Annotated in this window: 12 protein-coding genes, 2 rRNA genes and 3 pseudogenes (1 of these 17 running past the window's edge); 12 read left to right on the forward strand and 5 right to left on the reverse strand. The window is 71.1% G+C overall.

What is annotated here, in order from left to right:
• The 4 genes and pseudogenes from N7925_RS29265 to N7925_RS29280 form a co-directional block, all read left to right on the forward strand.
• Positions 1–2,287: ribosomal RNA gene (locus tag N7925_RS29265) — 23S ribosomal RNA — on the forward strand; it begins 838 nt to the left of the window's first position.
• Positions 2,288–2,398: 111 nt separating this feature from the next.
• Positions 2,399–2,515 (forward strand): 5S ribosomal RNA (rrf, locus tag N7925_RS29270).
• A 470-nt stretch (positions 2,516–2,985) separates the two neighbouring features.
• A pseudogene (locus tag N7925_RS36245) lies at positions 2,986–3,930 on the forward strand (hypothetical protein); the annotation flags it as partial.
• 120 nt (positions 3,931–4,050) lie between these two features.
• Positions 4,051–4,815, forward strand: coding sequence for a tetratricopeptide repeat protein (locus N7925_RS29280; protein WP_274346571.1), 765 nt, complete (start codon positions 4,051–4,053; stop codon positions 4,813–4,815).
• An 89-nt stretch (positions 4,816–4,904) separates the two neighbouring features.
• On the opposite strand, the gene N7925_RS29285 is transcribed toward N7925_RS29280, so the two are convergent.
• Positions 4,905–6,185 (reverse strand): DUF1015 domain-containing protein, encoded by a 1,281-nt coding sequence (locus tag N7925_RS29285; protein ID WP_274345648.1) that lies wholly within the window; start codon positions 6,183–6,185, stop codon positions 4,905–4,907.
• Positions 6,186–6,256: 71 nt separating this feature from the next.
• Between N7925_RS29285 and N7925_RS29290 the strand changes: the two genes are divergently transcribed.
• Positions 6,257–7,288, forward strand: a complete 1,032-nt coding sequence (locus tag N7925_RS29290) for an HAD-IIA family hydrolase (RefSeq protein WP_274345649.1) — start codon at positions 6,257–6,259, stop codon at positions 7,286–7,288.
• A 223-nt stretch (positions 7,289–7,511) separates the two neighbouring features.
• Entirely contained in the window at positions 7,512–8,315 is an 804-nt protein-coding gene (locus tag N7925_RS29295; RefSeq protein ID WP_265602397.1) for an ABC transporter ATP-binding protein, read from the forward strand.
• A 130-nt stretch (positions 8,316–8,445) separates the two neighbouring features.
• On the opposite strand, the pseudogene N7925_RS29300 reads toward N7925_RS29295, so the two are convergent.
• Positions 8,446–8,792: pseudogene (locus N7925_RS29300) on the reverse strand (SCP2 sterol-binding domain-containing protein).
• Between the two features lie 42 nt (positions 8,793–8,834).
• Between N7925_RS29300 and N7925_RS29305 the strand changes: the two are divergent.
• The 5 genes from N7925_RS29305 to N7925_RS29325 all read left to right on the forward strand — a co-directional run bounded on the left by N7925_RS29305 (position 8,835) and on the right by N7925_RS29325 (position 14,061).
• The gene (locus N7925_RS29305; RefSeq protein ID WP_265602399.1) at positions 8,835–9,119 is read left to right on the forward strand and encodes a hypothetical protein; all 285 of its coding nucleotides are present in this window, start codon (positions 8,835–8,837) and stop codon (positions 9,117–9,119) included.
• 7 nt (positions 9,120–9,126) lie between these two features.
• A complete protein-coding gene (locus tag N7925_RS29310; protein WP_265602400.1) occupies positions 9,127–9,942 on the forward strand; it encodes a TlyA family RNA methyltransferase in 816 nt (271 codons plus the stop codon).
• Positions 9,943–9,950: 8 nt separating this feature from the next.
• Positions 9,951–10,856 (forward strand): NAD kinase, encoded by a 906-nt coding sequence (locus N7925_RS29315; protein WP_265604042.1) that lies wholly within the window; start codon positions 9,951–9,953, stop codon positions 10,854–10,856.
• Positions 10,857–10,951: 95 nt separating this feature from the next.
• A complete protein-coding gene (gene recN / locus N7925_RS29320; protein WP_274345650.1) occupies positions 10,952–12,694 on the forward strand; it encodes a DNA repair protein RecN in 1,743 nt (580 codons plus the stop codon).
• A gap of 269 nt (positions 12,695–12,963) precedes the next feature.
• Positions 12,964–14,061, forward strand: a complete 1,098-nt coding sequence (locus tag N7925_RS29325; RefSeq protein WP_274345651.1) for a glycosyltransferase family 4 protein — start codon at positions 12,964–12,966, stop codon at positions 14,059–14,061.
• A gap of 33 nt (positions 14,062–14,094) precedes the next feature.
• Here N7925_RS29325 and N7925_RS29330 read toward each other — a convergent pair whose 3' ends face one another.
• On the reverse strand, positions 14,095–15,720 hold the full coding sequence (locus tag N7925_RS29330; protein WP_274345652.1) for a PucR family transcriptional regulator: 1,626 nt from the start codon (positions 15,718–15,720) through the stop codon (positions 14,095–14,097).
• 427 nt (positions 15,721–16,147) lie between these two features.
• Positions 16,148–16,357 (reverse strand): annotated as a pseudogene (locus N7925_RS29340) (MerR family transcriptional regulator); the annotation flags it as partial.
• Between the two features lie 63 nt (positions 16,358–16,420).
• On the opposite strand from N7925_RS29340, the gene N7925_RS29345 reads away from it, so the two are divergent.
• Positions 16,421–17,227 carry an aminotransferase class IV family protein gene (locus tag N7925_RS29345; RefSeq protein WP_274345653.1) on the forward strand — a complete coding sequence of 269 codons (807 nt, stop codon included), beginning with the start codon at positions 16,421–16,423 and terminating at the stop codon, positions 17,225–17,227.
• Between the two features lie 59 nt (positions 17,228–17,286).
• Here N7925_RS29345 and N7925_RS29350 read toward each other — a convergent pair whose 3' ends face one another.
• Positions 17,287–19,089, reverse strand: coding sequence for a glycoside hydrolase family 15 protein (locus N7925_RS29350; protein WP_274346572.1), 1,803 nt, complete (start codon positions 19,087–19,089; stop codon positions 17,287–17,289).
• Positions 19,090–19,409: the final 320 nt, after the last annotated feature.

Genomic DNA, 19,409 nt, shown 5'->3' on the forward strand with positions numbered 1-19,409 from the left:
AACCCACCAGGGTTGAAAACCTGGGGGATGACCTGTGGTTAGGGGTGAAAGGCCAATCAAACTCCGTGATAGCTGGTTCTCCCCGAAATGCATTTAGGTGCAGCGTCGTGTGTTTCTTGCCGGAGGTAGAGCACTGGATAGGCGATGGGCCCTACCGGGTTACTGACCTTAGCCAAACTCCGAATGCCGGTAAGTGAGAGCACGGCAGTGAGACTGTGGGGGATAAGCTCCATGGTCGAGAGGGAAACAGCCCAGAGCATCGACTAAGGCCCCTAAGCGTACGCTAAGTGGGAAAGGATGTGGAGTCGCAGAGACAACCAGGAGGTTGGCTTAGAAGCAGCCACCCTTGAAAGAGTGCGTAATAGCTCACTGGTCAAGTGATTCCGCGCCGACAATGTAGCGGGGCTCAAGCGTACCGCCGAAGTCGTGTCATTCATACACATAGGGCCAACGCCCGTATGGATGGGTAGGGGAGCGTCGTGTGCCGGGTGAAGCAGCCGCGGAAGCGAGTTGTGGACGGTTCACGAGTGAGAATGCAGGCATGAGTAGCGATACACACGTGAGAAACGTGTGCGCCGATTGACTAAGGGTTCCTGGGTCAAGCTGATCTGCCCAGGGTAAGTCGGGACCTAAGGCGAGGCCGACAGGCGTAGTCGATGGACAACCGGTTGATATTCCGGTACCCGCTTTGAAACGCCCAGTACTGAATCAGGCGATGCTAAGTCCGTGAAGCCGGCCCGATCTCTTCGGAGTTGAGGGTAGTGGTGGAGCCGATGAACCAGACTTGTAGTAGGTAAGCGATGGGGTGACGCAGGAAGGTAGTCCAGCCCGGGCGGTGGTTGTCCCGGGGTAAGGGTGTAGCCCGTGTGGTAGGTAAATCCGTCACACATCAAGGGTGAGACCTGATGCCGAGCCGATTGTGGTGAAGTGGATGATCCTATGCTGTCGAGAAAAGCCTCTAGCGAGTTTCATGGCGGCCCGTACCCTAAACCGACTCAGGTGGTCAGGTAGAGAATACCGAGGCGTTCGGGTGAACTATGGTTAAGGAACTCGGCAAAATGCCCCCGTAACTTCGGGAGAAGGGGGGCCATCACTGGTGATAGCACTTGCTGCTTGAGCTGGGGGTGGCCGCAGAGACCAGCGAGAAGCGACTGTTTACTAAAAACACAGGTCCGTGCGAAGCCGTAAGGCGATGTATACGGACTGACGCCTGCCCGGTGCTGGAACGTTAAGGGGACCGGTTAGCTGCCTTTCGGGGTGGCGAAGCTGAGAACTTAAGCGCCAGTAAACGGCGGTGGTAACTATAACCATCCTAAGGTAGCGAAATTCCTTGTCGGGTAAGTTCCGACCTGCACGAATGGCGTAACGACTTCTCGACTGTCTCAACCATAGGCCCGGTGAAATTGCACTACGAGTAAAGATGCTCGTTTCGCGCAGCAGGACGGAAAGACCCCGGGACCTTTACTATAGTTTGATATTGGTGTTCGGTTCGGCTTGTGTAGGATAGGTGGGAGACTTTGAAGCGGCCACGCCAGTGGTTGTGGAGTCGTCGTTGAAATACCACTCTGGTCGTGCTGGATGTCTAACCTGGGTCCGTGATCCGGATCAGGGACAGTGTCTGATGGGTAGTTTAACTGGGGCGGTTGCCTCCTAAAGAGTAACGGAGGCGCCCAAAGGTTCCCTCAGCCTGGTTGGCAATCAGGTGTTGAGTGTAAGTGCACAAGGGAGCTTGACTGTGAGACCGACGGGTCGAGCAGGGACGAAAGTCGGGACTAGTGATCCGGCAGTGGCTTGTGGAAGCGCTGTCGCTCAACGGATAAAAGGTACCCCGGGGATAACAGGCTGATCTTCCCCAAGAGTCCATATCGACGGGATGGTTTGGCACCTCGATGTCGGCTCGTCGCATCCTGGGGCTGGAGTCGGTCCCAAGGGTTGGGCTGTTCGCCCATTAAAGCGGTACGCGAGCTGGGTTTAGAACGTCGTGAGACAGTTCGGTCCCTATCCGCTGCGCGCGCAGGAATATTGAGAAGGGCTGTCCCTAGTACGAGAGGACCGGGACGGACGAACCTCTGGTGTGCCAGTTGTCCTGCCAAGGGCATGGCTGGTTGGCTACGTTCGGAAAGGATAACCGCTGAAAGCATCTAAGCGGGAAGCCTGCTTCGAGATGAGTATTCCCACCCTCTTGAAGGGTTAAGGCTCCCAGTAGACGACTGGGTTGATAGGCCAGATGTGGAAGCCCGGCAACGGGTGGAGCTGACTGGTACTAATAGGCCGAGGGCTTGTCCTCAGTTGCTCGCGTCCACTGTGTTGTTCCCGGGTTGCGAACAGTTATCGCACCGGTTGAACAGTTTCACTACTTAATTGAAGAGTGTGCTTGTTCGCTAGAACCCGATAGGGTTTCGGTGGTCATTGCGTTAGGGAAACGCCCGGTTACATTCCGAACCCGGAAGCTAAGCCTTTCAGCGCCGATGGTACTGCAGGGGGGACCCTGTGGGAGAGTAGGACGCCGCCGAACAATCTTTCAAGGACCCCTGGTCCCAGCGTTCAACGCTGGGACCAGGGGTCCTTTTGTTTTTCCCGAAGCGCGTCGACTGGTCGGCTGCGCGAGAATGTCTGTGGTACCCGAAGACAGGAGTCACACCCATGTCCACCAACTCTCCCGACGATCGTCCGGAGCGCGAGCCGCGTCGCCGGGACGGCGGTGACAGGGGCGGTTACCGCGGTGGTCGTGACGACCGGTCCGGTTCCGGCGCACCTCGACGCGACAACGACCGTGGCGGCTTCCGCCGCGACGACAACCGGCCTTCCGGCGCCGGCACCGGTGGCGGTACTGGCGGTGGCTTCCGCCGTGACGACCGTGACCGCGACCGGGGCCCGCGTCGTGACGACAGCCGGCCGACCGGTGGTGGGTTCCGTCGTGACGACAGCCGTGGCGGTGGCTCCGGCGGCGGTCAGTTCCGTCGCGATGACAACCGTGGCGGGGAGCGTGATCGTGGGCCCCGTCGTGATGACGACCGTGGTGGGTACCGGGGCGGTCAGCAGCGTGACGACCGTGGTGGCCGTCCGAGCGGTGGCTTCGAGCGCCGTGACGACCGGCCGCGCGGTCCGCGCCGTGACGACGACCGGCCCTCCGGCGGTGGCTTCCGCCGTGACGACAGCCGTGGTGGTGGCTCCGGCGGCGGTCAGTTCCGTCGCGATGACAACCGATCTGCCGGTGGCGTCGAGCGTCGTGACGACCGGCCGCGCGGTCCCCGTCGTGACGACGACCGGCCCTCCGGCGGTGGTTTCCGCCGTGACGACAACCGTGGCGGTGGCTCGGGCGGTGGTTTCCGTCGTGACGACAACCGGCCTGCCGGTGGTGGGTTCCGTCGTGATGACAACCGTGGTGGGGACCGTGATCGTGGGCCCCGTCGTGATGACGACCGTGGTGGGTACCGGGGCGGTCAGCAGCGCGATGACCGTGGTGGCCGTCCGAGCGGTGGCTTCGAGCGCCGTGACGACCGGCCGCGCGGTCCCCGTCGTGACGACGACCGGCCCTCCGGCGGTGGCTTCCGCCGTGACGACGACCGGCCTGCCGGCGGTGGTTTCCGCCGTGACGACAGTCGTGGCGGTGGCTCCGGCGGCGGTCAGTTCCGTCGCGATGACAACCGGCCTGCCGGTGGTGGGTTCCGTCGTGATGACAACCGTGGTGGGGACCGTGATCGTGGGCCCCGTCGTGATGACGACCGTGGTGGGTACCGGGGCGGTCAGCAGCGCGATGACCGTGGTGGCCGTCCGAGCGGTGGCTTCGAGCGCCGTGACGACCGGCCGCGCGGTCCCCGTCGTGACGACGACCGGCCCTCCGGCGGCGATTTCCGCCGGGACGACAACCGTGGCGGCGACAGGGACCGGGGCGGATACCGCGGCGGTCCGCGCGACGACCGGGACCGTGGTGGTTTCCGGGGACGCGATGACCGGGGCGGCGACCGCGATCGTGAGCCGATCAAGCGGCTGCCGATTCCGGACGACGTCACGGGCCACGAGATCGACAAGGACGTACGCCAGGAGCTCATGAGCCTGCCGAAGACCCTTGCCGAGGACGTCGCGCGCAACCTGGTCATGGTGGCCCGGCTGATCGACGAGGACCCCGAGGAGGCGTACGCGTACGCCCGTATCGCTCTCCGGCTCGCGTCCCGCGTCGCCGCGGTGCGTGAGGCGGCCGGGTTCGCGGCATACGCGACGCAGAAGTACGCCGAGGCGCTCGCCGAGTTCCGGGCGTCCCGGAGGATGACCGGGTCCGTGGACCTGTGGCCCGTCATGGCGGACTGCGAGCGTGGGCTCGGGCGTCCCGAGCGGGCGATGGCCATGGCCGGCGAGCCCGAGGTGCAGAAGCTGGACAAGGCCGGACAGGTCGAGATGCGACTGGTGGCCGCCGGGGCACGTCGTGACATGGGCCAGATCGACGCCGCCATCGTGACGCTCCAGGGCCCCGAGCTCGCGTCCAACTCGGTGCAGTCGTGGACGCCGCGACTTCGCTACGCGTACGCGGACGCCCTGCTGGAGGCGGGGCGCGAGGACGAGGCGCGGGAGTGGTTCGAAAAGGCGCTGGAGGCCGACAAGGACGGTTCCACCGATGCGTCGGACCGGCTCGCCGCGCTCGACGGCGTGGAGTTCGTCGACGTCCTCGGTGACGACGAGACGGCCGAGGAGGACGCGGCCGACGAGGTCGCGCCCGGAGACCTCGACCACGAGGACGACGCCCGTGGCGACGTCGACCTCGATGACGAGCAGGACGAGGACGAGGACGGTTCCGGGGACGGTTCGGCCAAGGCTTAGCAGCTGGTGAAGAGGGGCGGCACTCCGGTCGGAGTGCCGCCCCTCTTCACGTTCCGGGCAGGTCGAACGTCCCCGCGTGGCTCTGCGGATCAGTCGAGGGCGAGGCTCCGCATGACCAGGCCCGTGGCCGGCTTCGGGCCGAACGACGTCGACTTGCGGGGCATGGTGACGCCCTGCCGGGCCAGGTCCCGGACGACCTCTTCGCGTACGGGATGCATCAGGACCGCCGTGGCGTCGAGCCGTTCCGCCTGCTCCACGGCTGCCGCGGTGTCGTGGATGTAGCCGATGTGTTCCGGTGCGTCCGGGATGCGCCACACGTCGTCGAGCAGCGCGGAGTGCAGGACCGTCGCGTCCAGGGTGCGCCAGGCGTCGGGGCGGTCCGTCCGAATGGTGCGGGCCAGCAGGGCGGGGTCGGGGCGGTCCACCAGGTGGAAGCCGCCGTCGCCGGCGAGGAGGAACGCGTTGCCGTCGGCCGCCGCTCCGGCCAGCGCGTCGAGGGCCCGGGGGAGTGGCCCCTCGACCGGTCGGACGCGGAAGAGGCCGGTCAGCGCCTTCAGGGCCCGGGAGACCGGCAGCCCGCGCAGCAGCCGGTGGATGGCGCGGACCTGGAGGGGATGGCGGGCCGTGTCGACGAGGAGGACGAGGCCGTGGTCCCACGGCCCGGGCGCGGTCTGTTCCCGCTGAAGCCGGAGATAGGTGGCCCAGCGGTGGTGGCCGTCCGCGATGAGCGCCTGGTGCCGGGCGAGGTCCGTCGCGATCCCGCTCCGTTCGGCCGGGTCCGTCACGGCCCAGAGGCGGTGCCGGAAGCCGTCCTCCGTCGTGGTGGCGAGCAGCGGTTCCCGCAGGACCGTGCGCTCGATCACCGCTGCCGCCCCGGCCGGTTCGCCCGTCTCGCCGCGGTAGGTCAGCAGCAGCGGCTCCAGGTGGGCCCCCGTCGTACGCATCAGCTCCGCGCGGTCCGCGACGACGTCCTCCATGACGTCCTCGTGGGGCAGCACGATGCCCTCGGAGGCGGGGGAGAGGGCCAGGGCGCCGATCAGGCCCCGCTGGAGGATCTCGTCGTTGCGCTGCTCGTAGACGTACAGCACCGGGTCCGGGTCCGGGGCGATGACGCCCTCGGCCAGCCAGCGGTCCAGTGTGGCGGCCGCCTGCCGGTGCCGGTCCCGGGCGGTGTCGGCCTGGGGGAGGATGAGGCGCACGATGTTGTGCGGATCCGCGGACTCCAGGTGGTGCAGCCCGTCGGGCCTCACGACCACGTCGTACGGGGGCGAGGTCACGGCGGCAAGGCTGCCGACCCGCTCGGGGACGTAACGCAGTCCGCGGAACGGGGAAAGCCGCAGTCCCCGGTCGACGGGGCCTGAAGTGTTCATCAGGGCATCGTATGTGTGCAGAGGGCATACGCGATGATCGGGGCAGAACGCGTGGAAGAGGAGCGAGTCATATGAGCCACCAGCAGGACAGGTCCCGGCCGTCGGGGAGCAGCACGCCGCTGAGCGAGGCGTACGACACGGCTCTCCTCGACCTCGACGGGGTCGTGTACGCGGGCGGCGAGGCCATCGGCCACGCCGTGGAATCGCTGGCCCGGGCACGGGCCGGGGGCATGCACCTCGCGTACGTCACCAACAACGCGCTGCGCACGCCGGACGCCGTGGCGGACCACCTGACGGAGCTCGGGGTGCCCGCCGAACCCTCCGACGTGATCACCTCCGCCCAGGCCGTCGCCCGGCTGGTCGCCGATCAACTGCCTCCCGGGGCACGGGTGCTGGCGATCGGCGGCGAAGGGCTGCGGGTCGCGCTGCGCGAGCGCGGGCTGGTGCCGGTGGAGTCGGCGGACGACGACCCGGCGGCGGTGGTCCAGGGCTACGGCGGACCGGACATGGCGTGGGGGCGGTTCGCCGAGGCGAGCTACGCGATCCGGCGCGGGCTGCCGTGGTTCGCGTCCAACACCGACCTGACCATCCCGGGCGCCCGGGGCATCGCGCCCGGCAACGGGGCCGCGGTCGAGGTCGTCCGGATCGCCACCGGGGCGGAGCCGCAGGTCGCCGGGAAGCCGTTGCCGCCGATGCACCGCGAGACCGTGCTGCGGACCGGGGCCAAGCGGCCGATCGTCGTCGGGGACCGGCTGGACACGGACATCGAGGGCGCGTTCAACGGGGGCGTGGACTCGCTGCTGGTGCTGACCGGGGTGACCGACGCGGCGCAGCTGCTGGCCGCCCCGCCGCAGCACCGGCCGACCTATGTGGACCGGGACCTGCGGGGGCTGCTGACCGGGCAGCCCGAGGTGACGCCCGCCGGTGACGCGTACCGGTGCGGGGGCTGGACGGCTGCCGTGCGCGGGGGCCGGCTGGTGCTGGAGGGCGAGGGCGAGGCGCTCGACGGGCTGCGGGCGCTCTGCGCGGCGGCCTGGGCCTTCGCCGGTCCGGGTGTGTGCGGGCTGGAGACGGGGAAGGCCCTCGCCGGGCTCGGGCTCTGAACCGCCCTCGGCGCAGCCCGACGGACCGCCCCCTGGGCGCCCCGCGCACCGGGCCCCGGCGCGGCCCGACGCCCTCGGCACGTGAAGGTGTTGAGCGTGGGGGCGGTGGCCCGGGACCCGTGGCCCGAAGAGGAAGATAGGTTAACCTAACCTGGTCCTGCTCGGTGGTCGGCCCGTGCCCCGCGCCGTGCCGCTCCACCTCACCGACTCCGGGAGTACGACCATGCAGCGCCTCACCGCGGAATCGGTGACCCTCGGCTATGACCAGCGGGTCATCACCGAAAACCTCTCGGTGGAGATTCCCGACCACTCCTTCACCGTGATCGTCGGTCCCAACGCCTGCGGCAAGTCGACCCTGCTGCGCGCCCTCGCCCGGATGCTGAAGCCGAGCCGGGGGCAGGTGCTGCTGGACGGGCAGGCCATCCACCAGCTGCCGGCGAAGAAGGTCGCCCGGACGCTGGGGCTGCTGCCGCAGTCCTCCATAGCTCCCGACGGGATCACCGTCGCCGACCTCGTCGCCCGCGGCCGCTACCCCCACCAGGGGCTGCTGCGGCAGTGGTCGCCGGAGGACGAGCGGGTCGTCGACGCGTCCATGGAGTCCACCGGCGTCGCGGAGCTGGCCGATCGCTATGTCGACGAACTGTCCGGTGGGCAGCGCCAGCGGGTCTGGATCGCCATGGCGCTGGCCCAGCAGACGCCGCTGCTGCTGCTCGACGAGCCGACGACGTACCTCGACATCCAGCACCAGATCGATGTCCTCGACCTGTGCGCGGAGCTGCACGAGACGCAGGGCCGCACGCTGGTCGCGGTGCTCCACGACCTGAACCACGCCGCGCGGTACGCCACGCATCTCATCGCGATGCGGGACGGGGACATCGTCGCGGAGGGACCGCCCTCGGAGGTGGTCGACGCGGCGTTGGTGGAGCGGGTGTTCGGGATGCGGTGCCAGGTGATCGACGACCCGGAGACGGGTACGCCGCTGGTGGTGCCCGCCGCCCGTAAGGCTCGGAAGGCCGCCGCCGCGTAGGGGGTGGGCCGGGGGTGCGGTGGCGGGTGCGGGGTGCGCCCCGGTGCGCGCTCTGTCCTCAACCGCCGGACGGGCTTGATGGTGCCGTCGCTCGTCCGTGACAGTGCGGGCCGGGACGGGCTCGAAACACCTACAGCAGCGATCTCAGTTTCAGCAGGTCGCGGAAGCCCGCCTCCAGGCGTACGCGGCCCGAGCCCCACGCCTTCGCGAAGTTCAGGTCGCCGTCCACCAGCGCCACCAGGTCGTCGCCCGTCATCGCGAGCCTGATCTCGGCCTTCTCCCGGGGCGGGCCCTCGACCGTGTCCCGCACCTGGATCCGGCCGTCGGACAGCCTGCCGGTGAACGTGATGTCGAGGTCCTTGATGTGACAGCTCAGCGAGCGGTCGAGGGCGCTGTGCCGCGCACGTCGCCCTCGGCGGCTGCGAGGTTGTCGGAAAGTCGTGTCAGTGCGCTGCGGCACTCAGCCATGGTCGCCATCGTGCTCGACGGTACACCGGCCCGTCGATGTAGCGTTTCGGCATGAGCGACTGGACGCCGGAGGCGGGGACACCGCCCGTGAGCACGCCCGCCGAGCCCGTACCCCTGGGGGTCGTGCGCACCCCCACCGGCCATGGAGCGGTGGACGTCCGGCTGGAGCGCCTGGCCGATGCGGACCACCTCCCGGCGGACGGGCACATTGAGGTGTACGAGGATGTACACCGTGGGCTGCGGGCCGAGCTGACCTCGCTGGACACCCGTCCGGCCGCCGTACCCGGTCCCGTACCCACGTCTTCGCAGCACACGCATCACGACAACAGGAGCTGAACCGAACGTGGCAGGAGTGGCACGTCGCCGCCTCGACGCCGAGCTGGTACGCCGCAAGCTCGCGCGCTCGCGCGAGCACGCGAGCCAGCTGATCGCCGCGGGGCGCGTCACCGTCGGCCGCACCACCGCGACCAAACCCGCCACCCAGGTCGAGACGGCCGCCGCGATCGTCGTCACCGAGGACGACGGCGACCCGGACTACGTCTCGCGCGGCGGCCACAAGCTCGCCGGGGCGCTCGCCGCCTTCGTGCCGCTCGGGCTGACCGTTCAGGGGCGGCGGGCGCTGGACGCCGGCGCCTCGACCGGTGGGTTTACCGACGTGCTGCTGCGGGCCGGGGCCCGGCAGGTCGTCGCCGTCGACGTCGGCTACGGGCAGCTCGCGTGGTCGTTGCAGTCCGATGAACGAGTCGTCGTCAAGGACCGTACCAACGTGCGGGAGTTGACCTTGGAGGCCATCGACGGCGAGCCGGTCGACCTGGTGGTGGGGGACCTGTCCTTCATCCCGCTGGGCCTCGTGCTGCCCGCCCTCGCCCGCTGCGCCGGGCCCGAGGCCGACCTGGTCCTCATGGTCAAGCCGCAGTTCGAGGTGGGCAAGGAGCGGCTCGGCAGCGGCGGAGTGGTGCGGAGCCCGGAGCTGCGCGCCGAAGCCGTGCGCGAAGTGGCGCGCCGGGCCTGGGGGCTCGGTCTCGGTGTACGGGGGGTGACGGCCAGTCCGCTGCCCGGCCCGTCGGGGAACGTCGAGTACTTTCTGTGGCTGCGGGCCGGCGCACCTGAGCTGGATCCCGCGGATGTCGACCGTGCAGTGGCGGAGGGGCCCCGTTGACGACGAATGTGACCACGAATGCGGCACGAACTGTCTTTCTTCTGGCGCACACCGGCCGGCCGGCCGCGATCCGCAGCGCGGAGCTCGTCGTGCAGGGGCTGCTGCGCAACGGGCTCGGCGTGCGGGTCTCGGCGACCGAGGCGGCCGATCTGCCGCTGCCGGACACCGTGGAGACGGTCACCGACACCAGCCCCTCCGCCGTGGACGGCTGCGAGCTGCTGATCGTCCTCGGCGGTGACGGCACCCTGCTGCGGGGCGCGGAGTTCTCCCGGGCCTCCGGGGTGCCGATGCTCGGTGTCAACCTGGGACGCGTCGGCTTCCTCGCCGAGGCAGAGCGCGACGACCTCGACCAGGTGGTCTCCCGGGTCGTCACCCGCGACTACGAGGTCGAGGAGCGGATGACCATCGACGTCGTCGTGCACAGCAACGGCGACGTCGTGCACACCGACTGGGCGCTCAACGAGGCGGCCGTACAGAAGGTGTCGCCCGAACGGATGCTCGAAGTGGTCCTGGAGATCGACGGCCGTCCGGTCACCGGGTTCGGCTGCGACGGGATCGTCTGCGCGACCCCGACCGGTTCGACCGCGTACGCCTTCTCGGCGGGCGGGCCCGTCGTCTGGCCCGAGGTCGAGGCGCTGCTGATGGTCCCGATCAGCGCCCACGCGCTGTTCGCCAAGCCGCTGGTGACCTCGCCCACGTCCGTGCTCGCGGTCGAGGTCCAGCCGCACACCCCGCACGGGGTGCTCTGGTGCGACGGGCGGCGGACCGTGGAGCTGCCCGCCGGGGCGCGGGTCGAGGTGCGGCGCGGTGCGGTGCCCGTACGGCTGGCACGGCTGCACCAGGCCTCGTTCACCGACCGGCTGGTGGCGAAGTTCGCGCTGCCCGTCTCGGGCTGGCGGGGCGCCCCTCACTGACGGTTCCGAGGACGCGCCGCGGCCCCCGCGACCCTCGGGAGAGTGAATCCGGGAGCGGGGGCCGTCGCGCGCCCGGCCCGGGACCTCGTAAGGTCATGTCCGTGCTGGAGGAGATGCGGATACGGTCGCTCGGAGTCATCGACGACGCGGTGGTGGAGCTGTCACCCGGTTTCACCGCGGTCACGGGTGAGACCGGCGCGGGCAAGACCATGGTCGTCACGAGCCTCGGGCTGCTGCTCGGCGGGCGCGCGGACCCCGCTCTCGTACGGGTCGGGGCCAAGGCCGCGGTCGTCGAGGGCAGGATCACGGTGTCCGAGGGCGACGCGGCGGCGCTGCGGGCCGAGGAGGCCGGGGCGGAACTCGACGACGGCGCGCTGCTCATCAGCCGTACGGTCTCGGCGGAAGGACGCTCACGGGCCCATCTCGGCGGCAGATCCGTGCCGGTGGGGGTCCTGACCGAGCTGGCGGACGAGCTCGTCGCCGTGCACGGCCAGACCGACCAGCAGGGCCTGCTCAAGCCCGCGCGGCAGCGGGGGGCGCTCGACCGGTACGCCGGGGACGGCGTGGCGGTCCCGCACGCCGCGTACACGGCGGCCTACCGGCGGCTGCGGACCGTCGCCGCGACCTTGGAGGAGCTGACCACCCGGGCCCGGGAGCGGGCCCAGGAGGCGGATCTGCTGCGCTTCGGCCTGAACGAGGTCGCCGCCGTCGAGCCGCTGCCGGGTGAGGATGTCGAGCTGGCAGCCGAGGCGGAGCGGCTCGGGCACGCGGAGGCCCTCGCCTCCGCCGCCTCTCTCGCGCACACCGCGCTGGCGGGGAACCCGGAGGATCCGGAGAGCGTCGACGCGACGAGCGTGGTCGCCGCCGCCGGGCAGGCCCTGGAAGCGGTGCGGGCCCACGACCCGGCGCTGGCCGCGCTGGCCGACCGGATCGGGGAGATCTCCATCCTGATCGCCGACGTCTCCGGCGAGCTGGCCGGGTACGCCGACCAGCTGGAGGCCGACCCGCTGCGGCTGTCCGCCGTGGAGGAGCGCCGGGCCGCGCTGACCACGCTGACCCGGAAGTACGGCACGGACATCACGGCCGTGCTCGCCTGGGCCCAGGAGGGCGCGGGCCGGCTCACCGAGCTGGAGGGCGACGACGAGCGCATCGGGGAGCTGACCACCGAGCGTGACGGGCTGCGGGCCGAACTCTCCGTGCTCGGACAGGCGTTGACCGACGCGCGCACGGAGGCGGCGGCCCGGTTCGCCGAGGCGGTGACGGGCGAGCTGGCCTCGCTCGCCATGCCGCACGCCCGGGTCTCCTTCGCCATCCGGCAGACCGAGGCCGCGGACGAGGCGTCCGGCATCGACATCGGCGGGCGCAGCGTCGCCTACGGCCCCTCCGGAGCGGACGAGGTCGAGCTGCTGCTCGCCCCGCACCCGGGCGCCCAGCCCCGGCCGATCGCCAAGGGCGCTTCGGGCGGTGAGCTGTCCCGGGTGATGCTCGCGGTCGAGGTCGTCTTCGCGGGCTCCGACCCCGTACCGACGTATCTCTTCGACGAGGTCGACGCGGGCGTCGGCGGCAAGGCGGCCGTCGAGGTCGGCCGGCGGCTCGCCAAGCTCGCCCGGTCCGCCCAGGTGGTGGTCGTGACCCATCTGCCGCAGGTGGCGGCCTTCGCCGACCGGCAGCTGCTGGTCGAGAAGACCGTGGACGGCTCGGTGACCCGCAGCGGCGTCACGGTCCTGGAGGGCGAGGACCGGGTCCGGGAGCTGTCCCGGATGCTGGCGGGCCAGGAGGACTCCGAGACGGCCCGCGCCCACGCCGAGGAGCTGCTGGCCACGGCCCGCGCCGAGTAGCCGCTCGTGGCGGCGGCCGTACGGGGTACGGGCGGGGGATTCCTCCCGCCCGTACCCCGTACGGCCGTACGGGCCGCCCCTACGTGCTTCCGGTGGGCGGGCGTCGACAACTTCGCGCCTCGGGATTCACCCGTGAGGGTGGTGCGGTGCGGTCGGTTGTCGCCATGAGTGCGGCAGCAACGTTACGCCGGTCCCGGAACGTGCGTACGGGCTGGCATCCTTGGCGCTGTACTTTCCGCCGACTCCGGAGCCCCGGGGAGCCAATCAACGTGTCACAACTGCGTACGGTCCAAGTCCTGGGCGGCGGCAGTGCGGGCAGCAGCGCGCACGTCGGTTCGCTGGCCGCCGGGCTGGTGGCGCGTGGGGTGCGGGTGACCGTCTGCGCCCCGTCCGCGGTGGACCGCGCCTACGACTTCACGGCGACAGGCGCCCGCTTCCTTCCGGTGCCCCGGCGCAGCGACCCGGCCGCCGTCGCCGCGCTGCGGGCCGCCTGCGCGGGTGCGGACGTCGTCCACGCCCATGGGCTCCACGCGGCCGCCCGCACCGCCCTCGCGCTGCGCGGCCGTGCCGTGCCCCTGGTGATGACCTGGCACACGCGGCGGTACGCGGAAGGCGCCCGCCGCCAGATCCTGCACCTGCTGGAACGGCGCGCCGCACGGGCGGCGGCCGTGGTCCTCGCCCCCTCGTCCGACCTGGTGGACCGGGCCCGCGAGCGGGGCGCCCGCGATGCCCGGTTCGCCCCCGTCGCGGTTGCGCACCCGCGCCCCGCCGCCGTCGGAGACGAGGACAAGGCCCGGTCCGAACTGGGGGCGGTGGACCGGCCGTTGCTGATGGCAGTCGGCAGTCTCGTACCGCATCACGGCTTCGACGTCCTGCTGGACGCGGCCCGCGTCTGGCGGTGCCTGGACCCCGTCCCGCTGCTCGTCATCGCGGGGGAGGTGCGCGACCGGGGTGCTCTGCAACGGCGGATCAGGGCCGAGGAATTGCCCGTCACCCTCATCGGAAGCCGGGACGGAGCCGGGGAGTTGCTGGCCGCCGCCGATCTGGCCCTGCTGCCGAGCCGGTGGGAGGGCCGCGCCCTGCTGGCGCAGGAGGCGCTGCGGGCCGGGGTGCCGCTCGTCGCCACGGCGGTCGGCGGGGTGCCCGAACTGGTCGGTCCGGCAGCCGCATTGGTGCCCTATGGCGACGCCGAGGCGCTCGCCCGTACGGTCGTGAGGCTGCTCGGCGACCCGGCGGAGCGCGCCCGGCTCGCCGAGGCCGGGCGGGTGCAGGCGGCGGGCTGGCCCACCGAGGACGACACGATCGCCCATGTGCTCAGCGTCTACGACGAGTTGGCGCAGCCGCTGGCGACAGGGCGGGTGCGCTGAAGCGGCCGGCTCCGGGGCCCGGTCCGCCCGCTCTCAGGAGGTGTGGCGGCGGGCCCGCAGTGCCAGGCTCAGCGCCAGGACCGTCTGCGGGTCGTCCAGGTCCGTGCCCAGCAGTTCGCCGATCCGGGCCAGGCGGTTGTAGAGCGTCTGGCGGTTGAGGTGCAGCTCGCGGGCGGTCTCCGCCTTGCGGCCCGCGTGCGCCAGATACGCCTGGAGCGTCGGGAGCAGCGGCGGGCGCGAGGTGCGGTCGTGCTCGCGCAGCGGACCGATCGCCCGGTTGACGAACGCCGCCAGGTCCGGATGGTCCCGCAGCCGCCACAGCAGCAGGTCGATGTCGAGGCGCCGGGCGTCGTACCAGGGCCGGTCGTCCAGGCCCTGCGCGGCCGTCGCCGTCTCCGACGCGTGCCGCAGCCCCGCGCCCACCGCGGCCCAGCCGCCCGCGACGCCGGCCACGACCACCGGCGGCCGCGATCCGGCGCGGTCGAGGCCCGCCCGCTCCACCCCTGCCCGCAGCGCCGCCGCCACCCGGTCCGCGACCGCGGTGCGCTCGCCCTCCGAACGCAGCCCGACCAGCAGCGGAACCCGCCCCTCCACGGGCCGTACGCCGAGCAGCACCGGCACCCCGACCGAGGCCAGCTCCTCCAGGACCGCACGGGCCAGCACCGCCCAGTTGCCCGACGGGGACAGCTCCGGGGCCAGCCGCATCACCACCGGGAGCAGCGGGGTGTCGCCGGGCCGGAAGCCGAGCACCCGGGCCTGGGCGGGGGCGTCCTCCGGGGCGATCCGGCCCTCCGCGAGATCGGTCAGGAAGTCGCCCCGGCCCCGGGCCGCCAGCTCCTCCTCCTGCCGGGCCTGCATCAGCACGACGGCGAGGAGGCCCGCCGCGCGCTCCACCGCCATCCGGTGCACGGTCGCCAGCGGACCGGCCACCGCGAGCAGCACCAGCCGGGCCCGTACCGCACCGGTCTCGGGCCCGCCGCCGGGAACGTCCACCAGCACCGCCCCGGCCGGCGGGCTCTCCCGGGCCGCCCGGTCGCCGCGCATGCCCTCCCAGACCTGGAGCGGGTCCGCGCCCACCGGGCCGGTCCCGGTGGACGCCGCGTACAGGAGCCGGCCGTCGGGCGTCTCCAGGAAGACCGGGTTGGCGGTGAAGTCGGCGAGGATCCCGAGGACCTGCGGCACCCCGCCGCCGTCGAGCAGTGCCCGGGTGGCGCGCCGGTGCACCTCCTCCGCCTGCTGGAGCAGCGCGTAGTGCCCGTTGACGATCTCGGTGTGCACCTCCTCGGTCACCGCGACGAACGGCACCTCGCGGTGCAGCTGGACCAGCGGGAGCCCGGCCGCGCGGGCGGCGTCCACGATGGAGGCGGGGAGCCGGCCGAAGCGTGGGCCGAGCTCCACCACCAGGGCCGCGATGGATCGGTCGGCGAGGCGGCGGACGAAGGCGCGCTGTTCTGCGGGGCGGGCGCCCAGGCCCAGACCGGTGGTCAGGAGCAGCTCGCCGCCCTTGAGGAGGGAGGCGATGTTCGGAACCTCTCCCGCGTGCACCCAGCGCACCGTACGGTTCAGCCGGTCGGCGCCGGCCACCACCTCCGGGAGCCCGGCGCGCAGCCCCGGCAGCTCCAGCGCCCGCTGCACGGTGATTCCGCTGTGGCTCTCCACGTACCGGCCCGCTTCCCTCGTGCCCCGCCCGTCGATCGGGCGGTCGTCCTGTTCAGGACGCTACCGCCCGGGGTGCGGGGCGCGCACCGCAGGGGAGGAGCGCGGACGCGCTACCGCACCGGGCCCGCCGGTCAGGGCTTCGTCAGCAACCCCGCGAGCGCGCCCCGGCTCAGCCGCAGCGACTCGATCCGCTCGTCCATCACCGCCAGCTCCCCGCCGAGGATCTCCCGCAACTCCGCGCACCAGTCGAACGCGGGCCCCTAAGGGCTGTCCCGCAATTCCCGGCGGGCGCACGACGACAGCTACGGCACCTCGCCGCGTTGTCGGAACATCCACATACATCCAGTATGCGGACGTCCCTCCGCCTTGCGATGCACCGCATCTGACGCCGCGCGCTGATCCACCGGGAATTGCGGGACAGCCCTTAGCCCCGGGCACACGGCAGCACCTGGGCGATCACCTCGGTGGACAGGCCCGCCCGCAGCAGCGCGCGGATCTGCGTGACGGTCACCACGGCCTCCTCGCCGTAGGCGCGATAGCCGTTCGCGCCCCGCCCGGCCGACAACAGCCCCTGCGCCTCGTAGTACCGCAGCGACCGCGCGCTGACGCCCGTCCGCCGGGACAACTCCCCGATCAGCGTGTGCCCGTGCCCCGTTCCCTCTTGACCTTGTCACCGGTGTCAGGCCCTAACGTCCCGACCATGAACCAGGATTCCCCGTACATCGTGCAGGTGAACGGCCGGACGGCCACCACCGGCGACCTCGCGCCGCTCGCCTTCGCGGGCCACGCCCACTTCACCGCGGTACAGATCCGCGGCGGCCGGGCCCGGGGCCTCGACCTCCACCTGGAGCGGCTGCGGACCGCGTCGGTCGAGCTGTTCGGCCGGGCCCTGCCCGAGGAGCTGGTCCGGTCCCACCTGCGTACCGCACTCCGGGACGGGCCTGCCGACCTCTCGCTGACGGCCACGGTCTCCTCCACGGCCGGAGAGTTCACCGCGGCCGACGCGGAGCTGGCACTGCTGGTACGGACCGGGCCGCCGTCCACCGGCCCCCGCGGTCCGCTGGCGCTCGCCGCCGTCGAGCACGAGCGGTACCTGCCGCACGTCAAGCACGTCGGCGAGACAGCCAAGACCCACCTCCTCCGGCAGGCCGTCGCCGAGGGCTTCGACGACGCCGCGTTCCTGGACCGGGAGGGCCGCTTCAGCGAGGCGACGATCTGGAACCTGGCCTTCTGGGACGGCGAGGCGGTGGTGTGGCCCCGGGCCGAGGTCCTGACCGGGACCACCATGAGCATCGTCCGCCGGCAGCTGGACCGGCTCGGGGTCCGGCAGCGGACCGCCGCGATCACCCCCGACGACCTGCCGGCCTTCGCCGGAGCGGTCGTCATGAACTCCTGGACGCCGGGCGTGGCCGTCCACCGGATCGGCGCGGTCGAGCTGCCCGCCGCGCCCCGGTTCCTGGCGGAGCTCCACCGGGCGTACGAGGCGGAACCGCTCGCCGCACCCTGAGACGCGCGGTGGCTGCCCCCGGAAGAGAAGGGGCAGCCACCGTCAGGACGATCCGGGCCTCAGCCGACGTACGCGCCGCTCGCCGTCAGCCGCAGAGCCGTGTCGATCAGCGGGACGTGGCTGAACGCCTGCGGGAAGTTCCCCACCTGGCGCTGGAGGTTGGAGTCCCACTCCTCGGCCAGCAGGCCCAGGTCGTTGCGGAGCGCCAGCAGCTTCTCGAACAGCTGGCGTGCCTCGTCGACCCGGCCGATCATCGCGAGGTCGTCGGCCATCCAGAACGAGCAGGCCAGGAACGCGCCCTCGTCGCCCGCCAGACCGTCGACGCCCGCGTGCTCGCCCTCCGTCGGGTAGCGCAGGATGAAGCCGTCCTCCGTGGACAGCTCCCGCTGGATCGCCTCGATCGTGCCGATGACCCGCTTGTCGTCCGGCGGCAGGAAGCCCATCTGCGGGATGAGCAGCAGGGAGGCGTCCAGCTCCTTCGACCCGTAGGACTGGGTGAAGGTGTTGCGCTCCTTGTCGTAGCCGCGGTCGCAGACGTCCCGGTGAATGTCGTCGCGGAGCTGGTACCACCGCTCCAGCGGACCTTCGACGTCCCCGGACTCGACCAGCTTGATCGTCCGGTCGACCGCGACCCACGCCATCACCTTCGAGTGCACGAAGTGCCGGCGCGGCCCGCGCACCTCCCAGATGCCCTCGTCGGGCTCCTCCCAGTGCTTCTCCAGATACTCGATCAGCTTGAGCTGGAGGCCCATGGCGTAGTCGTTGCGGGTCAGCCCGGTCATGTGCGCCAGGTGCAGTGCCTCGGTGACCTCGCCGTACACATCGAGCTGGAGCTGGTTGGCCGCGCCGTTGCCGACCCGGACCGGGCCGGAGTTCTCGTAACCGGGCAGCCAGTCCAGCTCAGCCTCGCCGAGCTCGCGCTCGCCGGCGATGCCGTACATGATCTGGAGGTTCTCCGGGTCGCCCGCCACCGCCCGCAGCAGCCACTCGCGCCAGGCGCGGGCCTCCTCCCGGTATCCGGTGCGCAGCAGCGAGGAGAGGGTGATCGCGGCGTCCCGCAGCCAGGTGTAGCGGTAGTCCCAGTTCCGTACGCCCCCGATCTCCTCGGGCAGCGAGGTGGTCGGGGCCGCGACGATACCGCCGGTCGGTGCGTACGTGAGGGCCTTCAGCGTGATCAGGGAGCGGACGACCGCCTCCCGATAGGGCCCGTGGTACGTACACTGATCGACCCATTCGCGCCAGAACAGCTCGGTCGCCTCCAGAGACCCCTCGGGTTCGGGGAGGGCGGGCGGCCCGTGGTGCGAGGGCTGCCAGCTGATCGTGAACGCCACCCGGTCGCCGGGGCCGACGGTGAAGTCGGAGTAGGTGGTCAGGTTCTTGCCGTACGTCTCCGTCTCGGTGTCCAGCCAGACGGAGTCCGGACCGGCGACGGCGACCGTGCGGTTGTCGACCTTGTGCACCCAGGGCGTCACCCGGCCGTAGCTGAAACGCATCCGCAGTTCCGAGCGCATCGGCACCCGGCCGCTGACGCCCTCCACGATCCGGATGAGCTGCGGCGCGCCATCACGCGGGGGCATGAAATCGGTCACCCGTACGGTGCCGCGCGGCGTGTCCCACTCCGATTCCAGGACGAGGGAGTCACCGCGATAGCGCCGCCGGTCGGCGAAGGCCGGCTCCGTTCCTTCCGCTCTCGCGGGGCTCATGCGCCAGAAGCCGTGTTCCTCGGTGCCCAGAAGCCCCGCGAACACGGCATGCGAGTCGAAGCGGGGCAGGCACAGCCAGTCCGCTGTGCCGTCCCGGCAGACCAGGGCTGCGGTCTGCATGTCTCCGATGAGTGCGTAATCCTCGATGCGCCCGGCCACGTGCGTCTCCAGTCGAACGGCCATGTCGCCCTGTCGAAGGGCGCTTACTGCTGGTCAAGGGGGTCGTAGGGTCTTTCACCCGGGAAGATCCGACGAGTCCTGTACCGGTGGGCGGCCTGGGTGGCGCCGCCGCCCGGCCGTCTCGGCAGCGAGTGTTTGAGCAGGATACGACGCGCCGCGAAGATCCGCGCGACGGTCTCCGCAAGATCTCCCAGCTGACCGAGTGGGACGTGGAGTGGCTGGGGTGAAGGTGTGACGCCCCTGTGCAGGGTGTGGCCGGAAGCAGCCTCCCGCCGTCGCTGTTACCCTGGTAGCCCGTG

Source organism: Streptomyces sp. CA-278952 (assembly GCF_028747205.1).
Classification (GTDB): Bacteria; Actinomycetota; Actinomycetes; order Streptomycetales; family Streptomycetaceae; genus Streptomyces.